Consider the following 15,798-nt stretch of genomic DNA (forward strand, 5'->3'; position numbering starts at 1 on the left):
CACGATGCACGAGAAGAGCGTCACCCTGCCGGACGGGCGGGCGATCCGCGCGGTCGTGGCGGGGGAGGGGCCCGGACCGCTGGTCGTCTTCGAGGCCGGGATGAGCGCACCCGGTTCGTCCTGGATCCACACCCAGCGCGAGGTGAGCGCCCGGTACCGCACGCTGTCCTACGACCGAGCGGGGTACGGCGGCAGTGACGTCGACCCGCACGACCGCACGCTCGACCGGATCGTGGACGACCTGACGGCGTTGCTCGACGCCCTCGGCGAGACCGCACCGGTGCTGCTCGTCGGGCACAGCTGGGGCGGCCCGATCATCCGGGTGTTCGCCGACCGGTTCCCGGAACGCGTGGCCGGGATGGTGTTCGTGGACGCGACGCTCGCCGAGATCATGTCGACGCGCAACGCGAAGGTCGCGGCGCGGTTCTTCGGTTTCATGGCGTTGCTGGCGCGGGTGGGCGGCAAGGGGCTGATCCAGCGGCAGACGTTCCGCAACGGCGTCTCGCCGGAGATCTCCGCGGCCGACGTGGAGGCCATGACGCGCGACTACGCCACCGCGCGGGCGATGAAGGCGGGCAGCAGGGAGGCCGCGCAGATCGCGTCCGCGCTGCCCGTCCTGCGCCGCGTGCAGGAGAAGGGCACCCCGGACGTGCCGACGGTCTGCCTGCAGGCGGGGGTGGTCGAGCGGGGCATGGCGAAGTGGCGCCCGCTGTTCAACCAGTGCGCGGCCGCCCTGATGGACGCCGCCCCGCGGGGCAGGATGATCGTCGTCGAGGACGCGGGGCACCTCATCCCCCAGGAAACACCGGCGGTGGTGCGGGAAACCGTCTTCGGGGTGGCCGAGCAGCTACCTTGAGCGCGTGGACTTCGACGAGTACCGGAAGTACGACGCCACCGGGCTGGCCCGGCTCGTCGCGGACAAGCAGGTGTCCGCGGCTGAACTCCTCGCGGTGGCACGGGATCGTGCCGCCGAGGTGAACCCGCGACTGAACGCGATCGTCCGGGACGTGCCCGCGGAACCGTCGGACGACCTCACCGGTCCGTTCGCCGGCGTGCCGTTCCTGATCAAGGACCTGGGCCAGGACTACGCGGGCCTGCCGACCTCGAACGGGTCGAACTCGCTGAAGGCGTTGAAGGTCGCCGCTCATTCGACGGTCGTGCAGCGCTGGATCGACGCTGGCCTGGTGATCTTCGGCAAGACGAACCTGCCGGAGTTCGGCGCGAAGGCGATCAGCGAGTCGGTCACGTGGGGTCCCGCGCGCAACCCGTGGGACCTGGAGCGGACTCCCGGCGGGTCGTCGGGCGGGTCGGCCGCCGCGGTCGCCGCCGGGATCGTGCCGTGCGCGGGCGCCAACGACGGCGGTGGCTCGACCCGGATCCCCGCCGCGTGCTGCGGGCTCGTCGGGCTGAAGCCGGGGCGTGGCCTCACGCCGTTCGGGCCGGAGACCGCCGAGATGATGCACGGCGCGGCGGTGCAGGGCGTCGTCTCGCGCACGGTCCGCGACACGGCCGCGATGCTCGACGTCATCTGCGGTGGTGAGCCCGCCGGGCCGTACTCGCCCGCGCTACCCCCGGAGCCGTTCGCCTCCTACGTCGGCCAGGAGCCCGGCAAGCTGCGGATCGGCGTGCGGGTGCCGTCGGCGATCAACCCGAACCCGCACCCCGAGGCGGTCGCGGCCGTCGCGTCCGCCGTCCGCGTGCTCACCGAGCTGGGCCACCACGTCGAGGAACTGCCGCAGGCGCCGTTCGACGACGCGGTGCTGGCCAAGGACTTCCTGCTGACGTGGTTCGTGAACCTCGCGTGGAAGGTCGCCGACGCGAAGCGCCTGACCGGGGCGCCGGACGTCGCGTTCGAACGCGACACGCTGCTCATGGCCGCGCTGGGACGGGCCACGAGCAGCGTCGACTACGTGGACGCGGTGCAGCGGCGGCACGAGCACACCCGCCGCCTCAGCACGTACTTCGAGTCCTACGACCTGCTGCTGACGCCGACGCTCGCGACCCCGCCGCCGAAGGTCGGCCAGTTCGACCTGCCGGTGCCGCTGCAACGGGCGACCGACGCGCTGCTCAAGACCGGCACGGCCCGGTTCCTCAAGCACACGAAGATCGTCGACGACATGATCACCGACAACCTCGGCTGGGTGCCGTACACGCAGCTCGCGAACATCACCGGCCGGCCCGCGCTCTCGCTGCCGCTGCACTGGACGGCGGACGGGCTGCCGCTCGGCGTCCAGTTCGTGGCGCCGCTGGCGGGGGAGGCGGTGCTGATCAAGCTGGCGGCGCAGCTGGAAGAGGCGCTGCCGTGGGCCGACCGGTTCCCGGTCATGAGCTGAGGAAGCGCAGCAGTTCGGCGGTGACGAACTCCGGGTTCTCCTCGACCAGCCAATGTCCCGCGTTCGGGACGTCGAGCGAGCGCACGATGTTCGTCATCCGCAGGGCCGCCGTGCCCTTGATCGCCTCGGCCTGGCCTTCCGCGGCCATGACCAGGGTCGGGGCCTGGACGGGCTGGGCGGCCTCGGTGTCGCGGACGTCCTGGTCGAGGGCGCGGTAGAGCTCGAAGCCGTTCTTCAAGGTTCGGCTGTAGGTGCGCGCGTACTCGTCGATCTCCTTGTCGTCGAACGGAGACGTGGTCGACGTGCCGCCGAAAGCGCTGCCCTGGTAGGAGACCTGCGGGTAGAAGAGCTCGAGGTAGTCGCGGACGTCGTTCTGGACGACGGTCTCGGGGACCTGGGGCTGCGTGTGGAACGCGATGTGCCAGCTCAGGCCGCGGTACGTGCGCGCGTCGATCGCCGGGCCGGGAAGCGGCAGGTCGAGGTAGCCCAGGCGAGCGGTGTCGCCGGGGAACTGGCTGGCGTACTGGAACGCGACGGCGGCGCCGAGGTCGTGGCCGATGACGGAGGGGTTCCGCAGGCCGAGTTTGCCGGTCAGCGCGTGGACGTGCCGGGCGAGCGTGGCCTTGTCGTAGCTCTTCGGCGTGCCGGTGCTGTCGCCGAGGCCGGGCAGGTCGAGCGCGTAGACGGTGTGGCGTTCGGCGAGGGCGGGCATGATCGGCCACCAGCCGTACCAGGTCTGCGGCCAGCCGTGGATCAGCACGACGGGGCTGCCGGTGCCGCCCTTCACGTAGTGCATCCGCAGACCGTCGACGTCGGTGAACTCGTGCCGGAAGGTCTGCTGGAACACCGGGTCGTTCTCGGTGACGGTGGCGTGCGACGGGGTTTCCGCGGTGGAGCAGGCGGTGATCAGGAGCAGGACGGCGAGCACTAGGCGTTCCATGCCGTCAGCGTGGAACGTGGTTGCTGTTTGTGGCACGAAAACTTGCCAGTGTGGCAAGCTCAGCCTCGTGAACACCGAAGACGTCCTCGACGGCGTGGGCGCGCGGCTGCGGGCGATGCGCCGGCATCGCGGCATCACGCTCGCCGACCTCGCGACGACCACCGGGATCTCCGAGAGCACCCTGTCCCGGCTGGAGAGCGGGCAGCGCCGGGCCACCCTGGAGTTGCTGCTGCCGTTGTCACGCGTCTACGACGTGCCGCTGGACGACCTCGTCGGCGCCCCGCGGACCGGTGATCCGCGCATCCACCTCAAGCCGATCCACAAGTACGGCATGACGTTCGTTCCGTTGTCGCGCAGGCCTGGCGGGGTGCAGTCGTTCAAGATGCTCATCCCGGCGGTGCCCGAACCTTTGTCGCCGGCCTTGAAGACGCACGACGGCTTCGAGTGGCTCTACGTCCTCAACGGACGGTTGCGGCTGGTGCTGGACGACCTCGACCTGACGTTGCCGCCCGGCGAGGCCGCGGAGTTCGACACCGCGAAGCCGCACTGGCTGGGCAGCGCGGACGGCGGCGCGGTCGAACTGCTGATCCTGTTCGACCCCCAGGGGGTGCGCACGCACGTCCACGCCGACCGGATCACCTCCGGTTGAGGCGCACCGTGCCGACCACGCCGGCGAGCGCCACGACCGCGACGACGACTCCGTACCCGATCGCCATCGTCACCGCGCCGACGACACCGATGAACACCCCCGCGACGATCGCCGCGCTGCCCATCGCGAGGTAACCGACGAAGAAGATCGCGGTGAACAACCCGGCGCGTTCGTGCGGGGCGACCTCGGGCACGAGCCCGCGGGTGGTCCCGGCGAACGAGGCGCCGATCCCGCCACCGCCGACGATCGCGGCCGCCCACAGCAACGGCAGCGAGGTGGCGCCGATGCTGCCGATGAAGAGGACCGCGCCGACGACCATCGCGACCGTGCCACCGAGCCTCAGCGCCGGAGCCTTGACGCTGCTCGTGAACGCGGAGGCCACGGTGGACGCTCCGAGCGCGACGAAGGCCAGCAGTGAACCGATGATCGGGCTCTTCACGGCGAACACCGCGACGAGCAGCGCGGGAACGAGCCCCATGAACGCCGTCATGGTCATGAACCCGCCGACGATGCCGGGGACCGAGGTCCAGTAGAGCCTGCGCACCTGCGCCGGAAGTGAGATGCGGGGATTCAGCGACGCCACCGCACCCGGCTTGCGCGTGGCGGTCTCCGGCGTGAAGACGGCGAAGAGCGTCCCGGCCGCCATGACGACGGCGAGCACCAGCCACACCTCGAACGCCGCGTCGGTCGCGAACTCGGCCAGCAGCCCCGCGAAGAGCGCACCGATCGCCAGCCCGCCCAGCGGCGCCATGCTCGTCATCTGCGCGCCGAGCTTCTTGAACTTCTCAGGCGCAAGCTCGACAACCGCCGCACTGAGCGCACTGGAAGCCGCACCGGTCGCAACACCCTGCACGACCCGTGCGGCGATGACCCAGCCGATGCTCGGCGCGAACAGGAACATCACCATCGCGACGAGGTCGACGGCCAGCGCCGCGATCATGAGCGGCCGCCGTCCCACGTAGTCGGACAGCGACCCGATCACCAGGATCGCGATGAGCAACGAGAACGCGTAGATGCCGAACGCGAGGGTCAGCACCCACGGCGCGAACCCCCATTGGTGCTGGTAGATCGGCAGCAACGGAGTCGGCGCGCCGGCCGCCACGAGGATCACGACCATCGCGGCCGAGATGCCCGCGAAACCGACACCGCGTGACAGCAACGGCCTGCGCACGGCCGTGTCGGTGCGTTCGAGCAGTGCGGTCATCGCACTTCCTTCAGGTTCGGGGTTGGTGCGACGACCGTAAACCCGCTCACTTCGTTTTTGCAAGTGAGCTTCTAGTCACGTAGTTGGCTAGCTTTGTGCAAGCTTGTTATGGTTTGGGCATGAAGCGACGTGACTTCGGCCAGTACTGCGGCCTCGCCCGCGCACTGGAACTGGTCGGCGAGCGCTGGGCGTTGCTGATCGTCCGCAACCTCATCGTCCGGCCGCGCCGCTACACGGAGCTGCAGACGGGCCTGGCGGGCATCCCGACGAACGTCCTGGCCACCCGCCTCAAGGAGCTGGAACAGGCAGGCATCGTCGAACGCCAGGTGGCCCCCGCGCCCGCGCGCGGCGTCGTCTACGCCCTGACCCCGGTGGGTCAGTCGCTGGAGCCGGCCCTGCTGTCGCTGGCCCGCTGGGGCGCGACACAACTGGGCGAACCGCAGGAGGGCGACGTGGTCACGCCGGAAGGCATGGTGCTGAACCTGCGCGCCGTCTTCCAGCCTTTGGAAGCGGTCGGCATGACGGCGTCGTGGGAGATCCACGTGCGCGACGTGGTGGTGCACGCGGTGCTGGACGACGGTTCGCTGCTCACGGGCCTCGGCCCCGCCCCGGCCGGGCCCGACCTGACCGTCACCGTGTCACTGGAGGACGGCGTGCTGTCGTCCTACCGCGCGATCGTCGGGGCGATGCGGGACGGCGAGGTCGAACTGAGCGGCGACCGGAAGCTGCTCGGCACGTTCCTGCGGGTGTTCACCGTTCCACGCGTGGGCTGAGCTCGACCGCGCCCGACAGGATCAGGCCGGCGGCGATCAGCAGGGCGTGCGGGATCAGCAGCCCGGCGGCTACCAGGGTCAGCGCGACCAGGTGGAACGGCCACGTGCGGGTGCGGCGGCGGGTGGGCGTGGGGGTCATCGGGCGCCTCCTGGGGGTCGAGGGCGTCAGACTCCATCGTGCGTCCGCTTTGTCCGGGTTGGCGATCCGTCACGGCACCCAACGTGGGCGGGGTCCGGCCGCTGATGTGCGCCGGTCGTGAGTGTCAGCCCTACCTCCGCACGCCCTGGGCCACCGCCACGCCACTCGCCGCTGCCCCGGCACCCGCCACCGCCCCGGCACCCGCCACCCGCCACCGCCCCGGAGACCCACGTCACTCCACCCGGCGTGACCATCCCCACCCCGGCCCCTCCCGCACCCCGCCGACCGGCACACCCACCCCAACCCCGCGAACATGGGTGTTGCCACGGATGGACACGTGGCGCCCTCGCCCGTCAGCCTCGCAGGCGTGGCGGGAAGTGATCACGGAGAGGCGGCGCGCGTGTCGTTGTTCGGGCGGATCTTCCTGCTCAACGCCCTGGTCCTGGTCATCGCGGCCATGTTGCTCGTGTTCGGGCCCGCGACGGTGTCGACGCCGGCGCCGTTGCGCGAGGTCGTGGTGCTGGCTGCCGGGCTGGTGGTGATGCTGATCGCCAACGCCGTGCTCATCCGGGTGGGGCTGGCGCCGCTGGGCAGGCTGACGCGGGCCATGACCACCATCGACCTGCTCAAGCCCGGGCCGCGCCTGCAGGCCACCGGGCACGGGGAGATCGCCGAGCTGATCACCACGTTCAACAGCATGATCGACCGGCTCGAGACCGAGCGCGGGTACAGCTCGGCCATCGCGCTGTCCGCTCAGGAGTCGGAGCGGCGGCGGGTGGCGCAGGAGTTGCACGACGAGGTCGGGCAGTCGCTGACGGCGGTGTTGCTCAGTCTCAAGCGGGTTGCGGACCAGTCGCCGCAGGAGACCCGCGAGGAACTGCACCAGGTGCAGGAGACCACGCGCAGCACGCTGGACGAGATCCGCCGGATCGCGCGCAGGCTCCGGCCCGGGGTGCTCGAAGAGCTGGGGCTGGTCAGCGCGCTCAAGGCGCTCACCAGGGAGATCGGCGAACCGGCCGGGCTCACGATCAAGCGCAAGTTCGACAAGAACCTGCCCGCGCTGGACGCCGAGACCGAACTGGTCGTCTACCGCGTCGCGCAGGAAGGGCTCACCAACACCGTCCGGCACGCGAACGCCGACGAGATCGAACTCAGCCTGACGTCCAGAACGTCCGAAGTGGAGCTACGACTGCGCGACAACGGCCGGGGGATCGGCGACAGCCAGGAGGGCGCGGGCATCCGGGGGATGCGGGAACGCGCGCTGCTGGTCGGGGCCGACCTCGCAGTGGGTCCGACGACGACCGGCACCGAGGTCAGACTGACCGTCAAGGCGAAGGGGGAGAGCGATTGACTTCTCCCCTCGTAAACGAGGGAGATTCCTACGGCTCGCGCCGCAGGGTTTTCTGCTTCGTCACCGACTGCCCGCCCGGAGGGTTCCGTTGAGGTCTTACATCGACTCCACAGACCGACACCGCCAGCCCGGCGGCCAGAATGTTGCGTGCCGCGTTCACGTCCCGGTCATGGGGCGCTCCACAGCCACAGGTCCACGTGCGCACGTGCAACGGCATCGCTGCTGCGATCGTGCCGCATGCGGAGCACAGCTTGGACGACGGGAACCAGCGATCCACTACGACCACGTCCCGCCCGTACCAGGCCGCCTTGTACTCCAGAAATTGCCGGAACTGCCGCCAGCCCGCATCGCTGATCGCACGAGCCAGGCGACGGTTGCCGACCATGTTCGACACGGCCAGATCCTCGATCACGAGCGTTTGGTTCTCACGCACGAGCCGAGTGGTGACCTTGTGCAGGAAATCGGTGCGCCGGTCGGTGATCCGGGCGTGCACGCGGGCGACCTTGACGCGAGCCTTGGCCCGGTTGTTGCTGCCCTTCTGCTTGCGGCACAGGGCCCGCTGTGCCTTGACCAAGCGTTCCCGGTCATGGCGTTCGTGCCGGGGATTGCCGATCTTCTCCCCGGTCGACAGCACCAGCAGGTGGTCGAGACCGACATCGATGCCCACCACCGCATCGCTGGCGGGCATCGATGTCGCGCTCGGGTCCTTGCACAGCAGGGACACGAACCAACGCCCTGCCGCATCCCGCGACACGGTCACCGTCGAGGGCCTCGCCCCTTCGGGCAACGACCTCGACCAGCGGATGTCCAGCGGCTCGGCCATCTTCGCGAGTGTCAGCGTCCCATCACGCCAGCGGAACGCCGAGCGTGTGTACTCCGCCGAAGCGCGCGACTTCTTCCGCGACTTGAACCTAGGGTAGCGGGCACGCTTCGCCCAGAAGTTGCCGAACCCCGCTTGCAGATGCCGCAACGCCTGCTGCAACGGCACCGACGACACCTCGCACAGAAACGCCAACTCCTCGGTGCGCTTCCAGGCGGTCAGCAACGTCGACGTGGCCTCGTAGCCAACCCGTTCCCGACGCTGCGCCCACGCTTCGGAGCGAGCCTGCAACGCCAGGTTGTACACCGTGCGGACACAACCGAACGTGCGCGACAACTCCACAGCCTGTGCTTCAGTTGGATAGAAGCGAAACTTGAACGCCCGCCTCACCTGCCCACACACAGCACACAAACTATCAGTCCACTGTGGAACAGAATGCAGCTGGTGACGCACAGCTTCGCTCAGGCAACAAAACAACTACTTCTACCCGCTCTGCTCCATAGCGGTCCGATTCCTTCCTACCCTGAAGGACAGGATCTACTCGAAGGACTTCAGATGACCGTGCGCATCCTGCTCGCGGACGACCACGCGCTCGTCCGCCGCGGCGTTCGGATGATCCTCGACAACGAACCCGACCTCGAGGTCGTCGGCGAGGCCGGCGACGGCGCGGAGGCGATCAGCAGGGCCAAGCAGGACAAGCCGGACCTGGCGATCCTCGACATCGCCATGCCCCGGCTGACCGGGCTGCAGGCCGCGCGGGAGCTGTCCCGGCTGCAACCGGACCTCCGCATCCTGATCCTCACGATGTACGACAACGAGCAGTACTTCTTCGAGGCGCTCAAGGCCGGCGCGTCCGGGTACGTGCTGAAGTCCGTCGCCGACCGCGACCTGGTGGAGGCGTGCCGCAGTGCCATGCGCGGCGAGCCGTTCCTCTACCCCGGCGCGGTGAACTCCCTGATCCGCAACTACCTCGACCGCGCCAAGGAGGGCGGTGGCTTCCCGGCCAAGGCGATCACCGATCGCGAGGAGGAGATCCTCAAGCTGGTCGCGGAGGGCCACTCCTCCAAGGAGATCGCGGACATGCTCGTGATCAGCGTCAAGACCGTCGAGCGGCACCGGGCCAACCTGCTGCAGAAACTCGGGCTCAAGGACCGCCTCGAACTCACCCGGTACGCGATCCGCGCCGGGCTCATCGAACCCTAGGACACTCGAGTGAACGTCGAAGTGACGCCCCTGCCCGGCATAGGGGTCAGGCAGGACTTCTCCATCCGTTCCGGCCGCCGGATCGGCGTGATCTCCTACCGCGACGGCAAGTTCGAGCTGATCATGTCCAAACAGGACGATCCCGACACGACCGCCGCGTCGATCCCGCTCACGCCGGAGGAGGCGGGCACGCTGGCCGGGCTGCTCGGGGCGCCGCAGCTCGTCTCGAAGCTCGCCCGGCAGCACGCCGACATCACCGGGATCACGACCCGTCAGCTGCCGGTCACGGCGTTCTCGACGCGCACGCTCGGCGACACGGCGCTGCGCACCCGCACCGGCGCGTCCATCGTCGCGGTCGTGCGCGCGGGCAACGCGCACCCGTCACCCGGTCCCGACTTCCTGTTCGAGAACGGCGACCTCGCGGTCGTCGTCGGCACCGCGGAGGGCCTCGATGCCGCCGCGGACATCCTGACGGGCGGCTGAACCAGTGCACGACACCACGATCGCGCTCATCCAACTGGGCGCGGTCTTCTTCGGACTGGGACTGCTCGGCCGCGTCGCCTGGAAGTTCGGCATCTCGCCGATCCCGCTCTACCTGGTCGGTGGCCTCGCGTTCGGCTCCGGCGGCCTCATCCCGTTGCACGGCATCGAGAACTTCACGCACCTCGCCAGCGAGATCGGCGTGGTGCTGCTGCTTCTCCTGCTGGGACTCGAATACTCGGCATCGGAGCTCACCACCGGCCTGAAGAAGTCGTGGATGGCCGGTGTCCTCGACATCGTGCTCAACGCGGCACCCGGCGCGATCGTCGCGCTGATGCTCGGCTGGGGCATGGTCGGCGCGCTCGCGATGGCGGGCGTCACGTACATCTCGTCGTCCGGCATCATCGCCAAGGTCCTCGGTGACCTCGGCCGCCTGGGCAACCGCGAGACGCCGGTGATCCTCTCGGTGCTGGTCTTCGAGGACCTGGCGATGGCGGTCTACCTGCCGGTGCTCACCGCCGTGCTCGCGGGCGTCAGCTTCTGGGGCGGGCTCACGTCCGTCGGCATCTCGCTGCTCGCGATCACCATCGTGCTCGTGGTGGCGCTGAAGTACGGCCGGTTCATCTCGGCCATCGTGGACAGCCCCGACCACGAGGTGTTCCTGCTCAAGCTCCTCGGCTCCGCGCTGCTCGTCGCCGGCATCGCCTCGGAACTGCAGGTGTCCGCCGCGGTCGGGGCGTTCCTGCTCGGCATCGCGATCTCGGGCTCGACGGCCGAGAACGCGACGCGCCTGCTGGAACCGTTGCGAGACCTGTTCGCCGCGATGTTCTTCGTGGTGTTCGGCCTGAACACCGACCCGCGCTCGATCCCGCCGGTGCTGGGCATGGCCGTGCTGCTGGCCGTCATCACGACGGCCACGAAGGTGGCGACGGGCTGGTGGGCGGCACGCCGCCAGGGCATCGGACTGATGGGCCGGGCCAGAACGGGTGCGGCTCTGGTCGCGAGAGGCGAGTTCTCGATCGTCATCGCCGGTCTCGCCGTCGCCTCCGGGCACGTCAACGAGCAACTGGCCGCGCTCGCCACCGCGTACGTGCTGCTGATGGCGATCATCGGCCCGATCGCGGCGCGTTTCGTGGAACCGGTCGGCGAGTTCTTCCTGCGACGCAAGCAGGCAGTCACTCAGTGAGGTGGCCGGCGCTCCTGCTGGCCCTGCTGCTGGCGTTCGTCGGCACGAGCACCCGCGACACCACCGCCGACCAGCCGGGATCGGGGCTCAACGCCCCGGTCTCGGCCGTCCACGTGCACACCACGGGGTCTCCGGACGCCTGCTGGGCGTTGGCCGGCGCGGCGACCGGTCCCCGCACACCCCGGGGACGGGCCGTGGTCGTGGTGGCCGCCGCCCAGAGCGTCGAGACAGCGACTGAAGGTCACCGGTCGAGCCGGGCACCGCCGCACAGGGCGGCATCCGACTCCACACACCCCTGACCCTTGAGGACCTTCCATGTCGTACGTCGTCCTTGTGCTGCTCATCGCGTCCATCGCCATCGGCATCGCCGCACTGGCCGCGATGGTCCAGAAGAAAGAGCCGTTCTACGGCGTCGTCGGGCTCGTGACGATCTGCGTCCCGAGTTCGCTTCTGGCGTTTCTCTACATCGCTGTGGCTTGATCGGCGGACTGGTCGAGCTGGGCGATCCCCTGCGCCACGCCCAGCTCGACCAGGTCCTGCGGCCGCAACCGCAACTCGCCGGCCGTCTGCCGCGCCTGTCCCGGCTCCCGCTTGAGGATCGCGGCCGCCAGCTCCGGTGAGATCACCGCGAGATAGCTGTCCGGCGTCACCCACAGCCGATCCGGTGCGGCGAACGCCAGCGCGCCACCGGACCCGCCCTCACCGATCAGCAGCGTCGTCACCGGCACGCTCACCTCGGCGATCGCGGTGAACATGTCGGCGATCGCCGCACCCACCCCGGCCTTCTCGGCGGCCGCGTCGTTGGCCGCGCCCGGTGTGTCGACGAGCGTCAGCACCGGGATCCCCAGCCGGTCCGCCAGCCGCACGAGCCGTGCCGCCGTCCGGAACCCGGCCGGTCGCGTGGCCGTGCCGCACTGCGCCGCGTAGGCGACGGTCCGGCCGCCGCGTTGCCCGAACCCGCACAGCACACCGGGATCGACGCCACCGGCGCGGTCGCCGTTGATCGGCTCGTGCCAGTCGAAGTAGGCCTGGAGGTACTGCTTCGCACGCGGCCGCCCCAGCGCGCGAGCGTTCACCACCGCGTCCCAGCCCGTCGCCGGCACCGTCGCCTGCCCCAGCGCTCCCGGCACCTCAGCGGTGTCACCGGGGGTGGTGAGCAGCCGCAGCCAGCGTCCCAGCCTGTCGCGCAGTTCGTCGGACGGCAGCAACTGGTCGACCAGACCGGCCGCGAACTGCTGCGTCACCGAGTACCCCGGCGGCCGCACCCGTGACCCGGCGAACCCGACCTGAGCGCCGCGCAGCCCCAGCACGACGTCGGCACCCGCGCCCAGGGTCGCCCAGCCGCCGCCGGTGGTGGGATCGCGCAGCACGGCGACGTGCGGCAGCCCGGCGGCGCGCGTCAGCGTGATCTGACGCGCGATCCGGGGCAGCTGCATCAATGCGAGCGTGCCCTCCTGCATGCGGCTGCCGCCCGTCGCGACCAGCGACACGACCGGCAGCCGGTGCTCGCGGGCGTGGACGAAGGCCTGCTCGATGCGGGCGCCCGTGCGGGTGCCCAGCGAGCCGCCGAGGAAGCCGAACTCGAACGCGACCACGACCGCGCTCACCTCTCCGATGCGGGCGGTGCCGCACACGACGGACTCGTGTTCGCCCGTCAGCGCCGCTGCGCGGGAGAGCTGGTCGTCGTAGCCGGCCCAGCCCAGCGGCCCGTCGGTGCCGGGCCACCGAGGCGAACCGTCCACTTCGGACAGCGGCTCGCCCGGCAGCTCCGCGAACGACGACGCCAGCCTCCCGATCAGGTCGCGGGCCGCCTCACGTCCGCAGGGCACGCTTCATCACCTTGCCCATGTCGTTGCGCGGCAACGACTCCACGAACCGCACCACCCGAGGCCGCTTGTGCGGCGTGAGCAGGCGGGCCACGTGGTCCGCGAGTTCGGAGGAGGAGGGTTCGGCACCGGCGGGCACCACCCAGGCGACGATCCGCTCGCCCAGGTCGTCGTCGGGCTCGCCGGTCACCGCCACCTCCTTCACTGCGGGGTGTTCCAGCAGGGCGTTCTCGATCTCACCCGCGCCGATCTTGTACCCGCCGCTCTTGATGATGTCCGTGGCCTTGCGCCCGACGATGCGGTAGTAACCGTCCTCGTCGCGCGTGCCCACGTCCCCGGTGCGGAACCAGCCGTCCGCGAACGCCTCCGCGGTGGCGTCGGGCCGGTTGAGGTACTCGGTGAAGAGGTTCGGGCCGCGCACCTGGATCTCGCCGATCGCGCCGGCGTCGTCCAGCGTCAGACCGGCGTCGTCGACCAGCCGCACCTCGACGCCCGGCAGCGGCAGGCCGACCGCGCCAGGCCTGCGGTCGCCGTCCGCGCGGACACTGGTGTTCATCAGGGTCTCGGTCATGCCGTACCGCTCGACGACGCGCTGCCCTGTCGCGGCGGCGATCCGTTCGTGGTCGCGCACCGGCAACGCCGCCGAACCCGACACCAGCAGCCGTGCGCTGCTCAGCTGGAGGGCGAGATCGCCGTCCAGCCCGACCTCCTCCGCGATGCGGTGGTACATGGTCGGGACGCCGAACATCATCGTCGCGTCGTCGGCCAGCGCCGCCGTGATGGCGTCGGTGGAGAACTTGCCCAGGTGGTGCACGGTGCCGCCGCGTCGCAACGGACCGAGCACGCCGAGGATCAGCCCGTGCACGTGGAACAACGGCAACGCGTGCACCAGCACGTCCTCCGAGGTCCACTCCCAGGCCTGGGCGACGGCGTCCAGAGTGGACGTGATCGCACGGCGCGGCAGCACGACGCCCTTCGGCGCCCCGGTCGTGCCGGAGGTGTAGACGATCAGCGCGGGAGCCTCGTCGCCCGGTTCGGCGAACGGCTCGGCACCACCCCCGTCGAGTGTGACGTCCCGGCGTGGCACGGAGTCCAGGCCCGCCGGAAGCGCGACCCCGGGCGCGGCGAGGACGTTCGCGGGAGCGCTGTCGGCGACGATGTGCGCGAGTTCGCGTTCACCGACCTTGGGGTTGAGCGGCACGGCGGGCACCCCGGCGAGCAGGGCGGCGACCACCGCGACGCAGGTCTCCAGTGAGGGCGTCGCCCACACCGCGACTCGGGGGAGGCCGGACAGCTGCTGCGCCAGGGCACCGGCGCAGGCAGCGAGTTCGGCGTGGGTGAGGCTGCGGTCGCCGAAGCGGAGGGCGACGCGGTCGGACTGCAAGGCGAACATGGACTCACCAGATTCCCGGGACGACGAGGGCGAGCCACACCAGCGGCGGCGCTGCCGCGACCATGATCCCGCCGTAGACCATCAGTTGCTTGAAGAACTTGTCGCGGTCGACGTCCTGCGCGCCGGCCAGCACCAGGGCGCCGTTGGTGGAGAACGGACTCACGTCGACCACGGTCGCCGACACCGCCAGAGCCGCGATCAAGCCGATCGCACTGACCTCACCCTGCAGCAGGAACGGCACGGCCAGCGGGATCAACGCGCCCATGATGCCGACCGACGAGGCGAACGCCGAGACGATCGCGCCGATGTAGCAGATCAGCAGGGCGGCGAGCAGGGGAGCGCCGACACCGGCCACCGAGTCGCCCGCCCACTTGATCGTGCCCATCGTCTGCAGCACGGCGACGTAGGTGAGGATGCCGCAGATCAGCAGCACGGTCGGCCAGGTGATCTGGTTGATCGCCTGCTTCGAGGTCTCTGGCCACACGACGCTGAGCAGCACGGCGACGGTGATCGCGGCGAGGCCGACGTCGAGGTCGAACACCAGCGCCGCCACGACGAGGGCCGCGAGGCCGATCAGGGTGGCGAGGCGCGGAGCGGTGAGGGTGATGCGCTCCTCGGGCTCGGCCGGGTCTCCGCCGCCGGTCACACCGCCGCCGGTCGCACCGTCGCCGGTCGAGCCACCCGCGCCGGCCACGTCACCACCATTGCCGCCACCTGTCGAGCCCTCGGCGCGGGTCGCGTCCCCACCTCCGGCGCGAATCAGTTCGGCAGTCGTCAACGGCTGCCGCGCGAGCTTCATCCCGCCCAGCACCACGAACACCACCACGGCGATCAGCAGGTTCACCACGAGGCTGGCCAGGAACAGCACGATCTCGTTGCCCGGCAGGCCTTCCTTGTCGACGATGCCGTTGACGATCGTGCCGTAGATGCTGATCGGCGAGAACCCGCCGGCCTGCGCGCCGTGCACGACCATCACGCCCATGAGCAGCGGGTTGATCTTGTACTTGGCCGCGAATCCCATGGCGATGGGCGCCACGATCGCGACCGCGGCCGGGCTCACCGCGCCGATCGCCGTCAGCACGCCGGTGATCGCGAACATCACCCACGGCATCAGCGCGATCCGCCCGCCGACCAGCCGGATCGCCATGTGCACCAGCCAGTCCGTGGTGCCGTTGGCGCGGGCGATGGCGAACAGGAACGTCACCCCGACCAGCACGACGAACAACGAGCCGGGGAAGCCCTTGAAGATGTCGTCGGCCTTCATGTCCGCGACCAGCGTGCCGACCCCGAAGGCCGCGGCGAAGGCGAGCGCACCCATGTTGATCGACCTGGTCGTGGCGATGACGAACACCACGACCAGCACGAGTATCGAGATCAGTTCGGCGGACATGCAGGGCTCCCGTCGTTGGGGCTGTCCGGGTGGCGGCCCGAGCGAGGTGCTCAGTGGCCAAGTGGATGAGCCACTTTCCGCCCACGGTCCAGCCGCTGTCAAGAGGTGGCC

17 protein-coding genes are annotated in these 15,798 nt (G+C 70.1%); 10 read left to right on the plus strand and 7 right to left on the minus strand.

Going from position 1 to position 15,798, the window contains the following annotated elements:
• Positions 1 to 4 precede the first annotated feature (4 nt).
• Positions 5 to 856, plus strand: a complete 852-nt coding sequence (locus PV646_RS15895) for an alpha/beta fold hydrolase (protein WP_500342500.1) — start codon at positions 5 to 7, stop codon at positions 854 to 856.
• A gap of 4 nt (positions 857 to 860) precedes the next feature.
• The gene (locus tag PV646_RS15900) at positions 861 to 2,333 is read left to right on the plus strand and encodes an amidase (protein ID WP_500342501.1); all 1,473 of its coding nucleotides are present in this window, start codon (positions 861 to 863) and stop codon (positions 2,331 to 2,333) included.
• On the opposite strand, the gene PV646_RS15905 is transcribed toward PV646_RS15900, so the two are convergent.
• A complete protein-coding gene (locus PV646_RS15905; protein ID WP_500342502.1) occupies positions 2,323 to 3,273 on the minus strand; it encodes an alpha/beta fold hydrolase in 951 nt (316 codons plus the stop codon). The two genes, PV646_RS15900 and PV646_RS15905, sit on opposite strands and share 11 nt — an antisense overlap.
• 67 nt (positions 3,274 to 3,340) lie before the next feature.
• Between PV646_RS15905 and PV646_RS15910 the strand changes: the two genes are divergently transcribed.
• Positions 3,341 to 3,922 (plus strand): helix-turn-helix domain-containing protein, encoded by a 582-nt coding sequence (locus tag PV646_RS15910; protein ID WP_500342504.1) that lies wholly within the window; start codon positions 3,341 to 3,343, stop codon positions 3,920 to 3,922.
• On the opposite strand, the gene PV646_RS15915 is transcribed toward PV646_RS15910, so the two are convergent.
• Positions 3,909 to 5,126, minus strand: coding sequence for an MFS transporter (locus PV646_RS15915; RefSeq protein WP_500342506.1), 1,218 nt, complete (start codon positions 5,124 to 5,126; stop codon positions 3,909 to 3,911). The genes PV646_RS15910 and PV646_RS15915 overlap by 14 nt on opposite strands.
• A 119-nt stretch (positions 5,127 to 5,245) precedes the next feature.
• Between PV646_RS15915 and PV646_RS15920 the strand changes: the two genes are divergently transcribed.
• Complete coding sequence (locus PV646_RS15920; protein ID WP_500342508.1) at positions 5,246 to 5,899, plus strand: winged helix-turn-helix transcriptional regulator; 654 nt, start codon at positions 5,246 to 5,248, stop codon at positions 5,897 to 5,899.
• Here PV646_RS15920 and PV646_RS15925 read toward each other — a convergent pair.
• A complete protein-coding gene (locus tag PV646_RS15925) occupies positions 5,877 to 6,038 on the minus strand; it encodes a hypothetical protein (protein WP_500342509.1) in 162 nt (53 codons plus the stop codon). The genes PV646_RS15920 and PV646_RS15925 overlap by 23 nt on opposite strands.
• A 400-nt stretch (positions 6,039 to 6,438) precedes the next feature.
• Here PV646_RS15925 and PV646_RS15930 point away from each other — a divergent pair, with 400 nt between their 5' ends.
• Positions 6,439 to 7,389: a HAMP domain-containing sensor histidine kinase gene (locus tag PV646_RS15930; RefSeq protein ID WP_500345015.1), complete on the plus strand. Its 951-nt coding sequence runs from the start codon at positions 6,439 to 6,441 to the stop codon at positions 7,387 to 7,389.
• 28 nt (positions 7,390 to 7,417) lie between these two features.
• On the opposite strand, the gene PV646_RS15935 is transcribed toward PV646_RS15930, so the two are convergent.
• The gene (locus PV646_RS15935) at positions 7,418 to 8,599 is read right to left on the minus strand and encodes an RNA-guided endonuclease InsQ/TnpB family protein (protein WP_500342510.1); all 1,182 of its coding nucleotides are present in this window, start codon (positions 8,597 to 8,599) and stop codon (positions 7,418 to 7,420) included.
• Positions 8,600 to 8,764: 165 nt separating this feature from the next.
• Here PV646_RS15935 and PV646_RS15940 point away from each other — a divergent pair, with 165 nt between their 5' ends.
• The 5 genes from PV646_RS15940 to PV646_RS15960 are packed head-to-tail and all read left to right on the plus strand — an operon-like array spanning position 8,765 to position 11,558.
• A complete protein-coding gene (locus tag PV646_RS15940; RefSeq protein WP_500342512.1) occupies positions 8,765 to 9,412 on the plus strand; it encodes a response regulator in 648 nt (215 codons plus the stop codon).
• A 9-nt stretch (positions 9,413 to 9,421) separates the two neighbouring features.
• On the plus strand, positions 9,422 to 9,895 hold the full coding sequence (locus PV646_RS15945; protein ID WP_500342514.1) for a cation:proton antiporter regulatory subunit: 474 nt from the start codon (positions 9,422 to 9,424) through the stop codon (positions 9,893 to 9,895).
• A 4-nt stretch (positions 9,896 to 9,899) separates the two neighbouring features.
• Positions 9,900 to 11,078: a cation:proton antiporter gene (locus tag PV646_RS15950; protein ID WP_500342515.1), complete on the plus strand. Its 1,179-nt coding sequence runs from the start codon at positions 9,900 to 9,902 to the stop codon at positions 11,076 to 11,078.
• Positions 11,075 to 11,377 carry a hypothetical protein gene (locus PV646_RS15955; protein WP_500342516.1) on the plus strand — a complete coding sequence of 101 codons (303 nt, stop codon included), beginning with the start codon at positions 11,075 to 11,077 and terminating at the stop codon, positions 11,375 to 11,377. Before PV646_RS15950 ends, PV646_RS15955 begins: the two co-directional genes overlap by 4 nt.
• A 16-nt stretch (positions 11,378 to 11,393) precedes the next feature.
• Positions 11,394 to 11,558, plus strand: coding sequence for a hypothetical protein (locus PV646_RS15960; RefSeq protein ID WP_500342517.1), 165 nt, complete (start codon positions 11,394 to 11,396; stop codon positions 11,556 to 11,558).
• Here PV646_RS15960 and PV646_RS15965 read toward each other — a convergent pair.
• From PV646_RS15965 to PV646_RS15975, 3 genes are read right to left on the minus strand one after another with little or no spacing between them, the layout of a single operon-like run.
• A complete protein-coding gene (locus tag PV646_RS15965) occupies positions 11,540 to 12,907 on the minus strand; it encodes a carboxyl transferase domain-containing protein (protein WP_500342518.1) in 1,368 nt (455 codons plus the stop codon). The genes PV646_RS15960 and PV646_RS15965 overlap by 19 nt on opposite strands.
• Positions 12,891 to 14,297 carry an acyl-CoA synthetase gene (locus PV646_RS15970; RefSeq protein ID WP_500342520.1) on the minus strand — a complete coding sequence of 469 codons (1,407 nt, stop codon included), beginning with the start codon at positions 14,295 to 14,297 and terminating at the stop codon, positions 12,891 to 12,893. Before PV646_RS15970 ends, PV646_RS15965 begins: the two co-directional genes overlap by 17 nt.
• A gap of 4 nt (positions 14,298 to 14,301) precedes the next feature.
• Positions 14,302 to 15,687, minus strand: a complete 1,386-nt coding sequence (locus PV646_RS15975; RefSeq protein ID WP_500342522.1) for an SLC13 family permease — start codon at positions 15,685 to 15,687, stop codon at positions 14,302 to 14,304.
• Positions 15,688 to 15,798 lie beyond the last annotated feature (111 nt).

Origin of the sequence: Streptomyces sp. ID05-26A (assembly GCF_033794685.1) — a bacterium.
Taxonomy (GTDB): domain Bacteria; phylum Actinomycetota; class Actinomycetes; order Mycobacteriales; family Pseudonocardiaceae; genus Lentzea.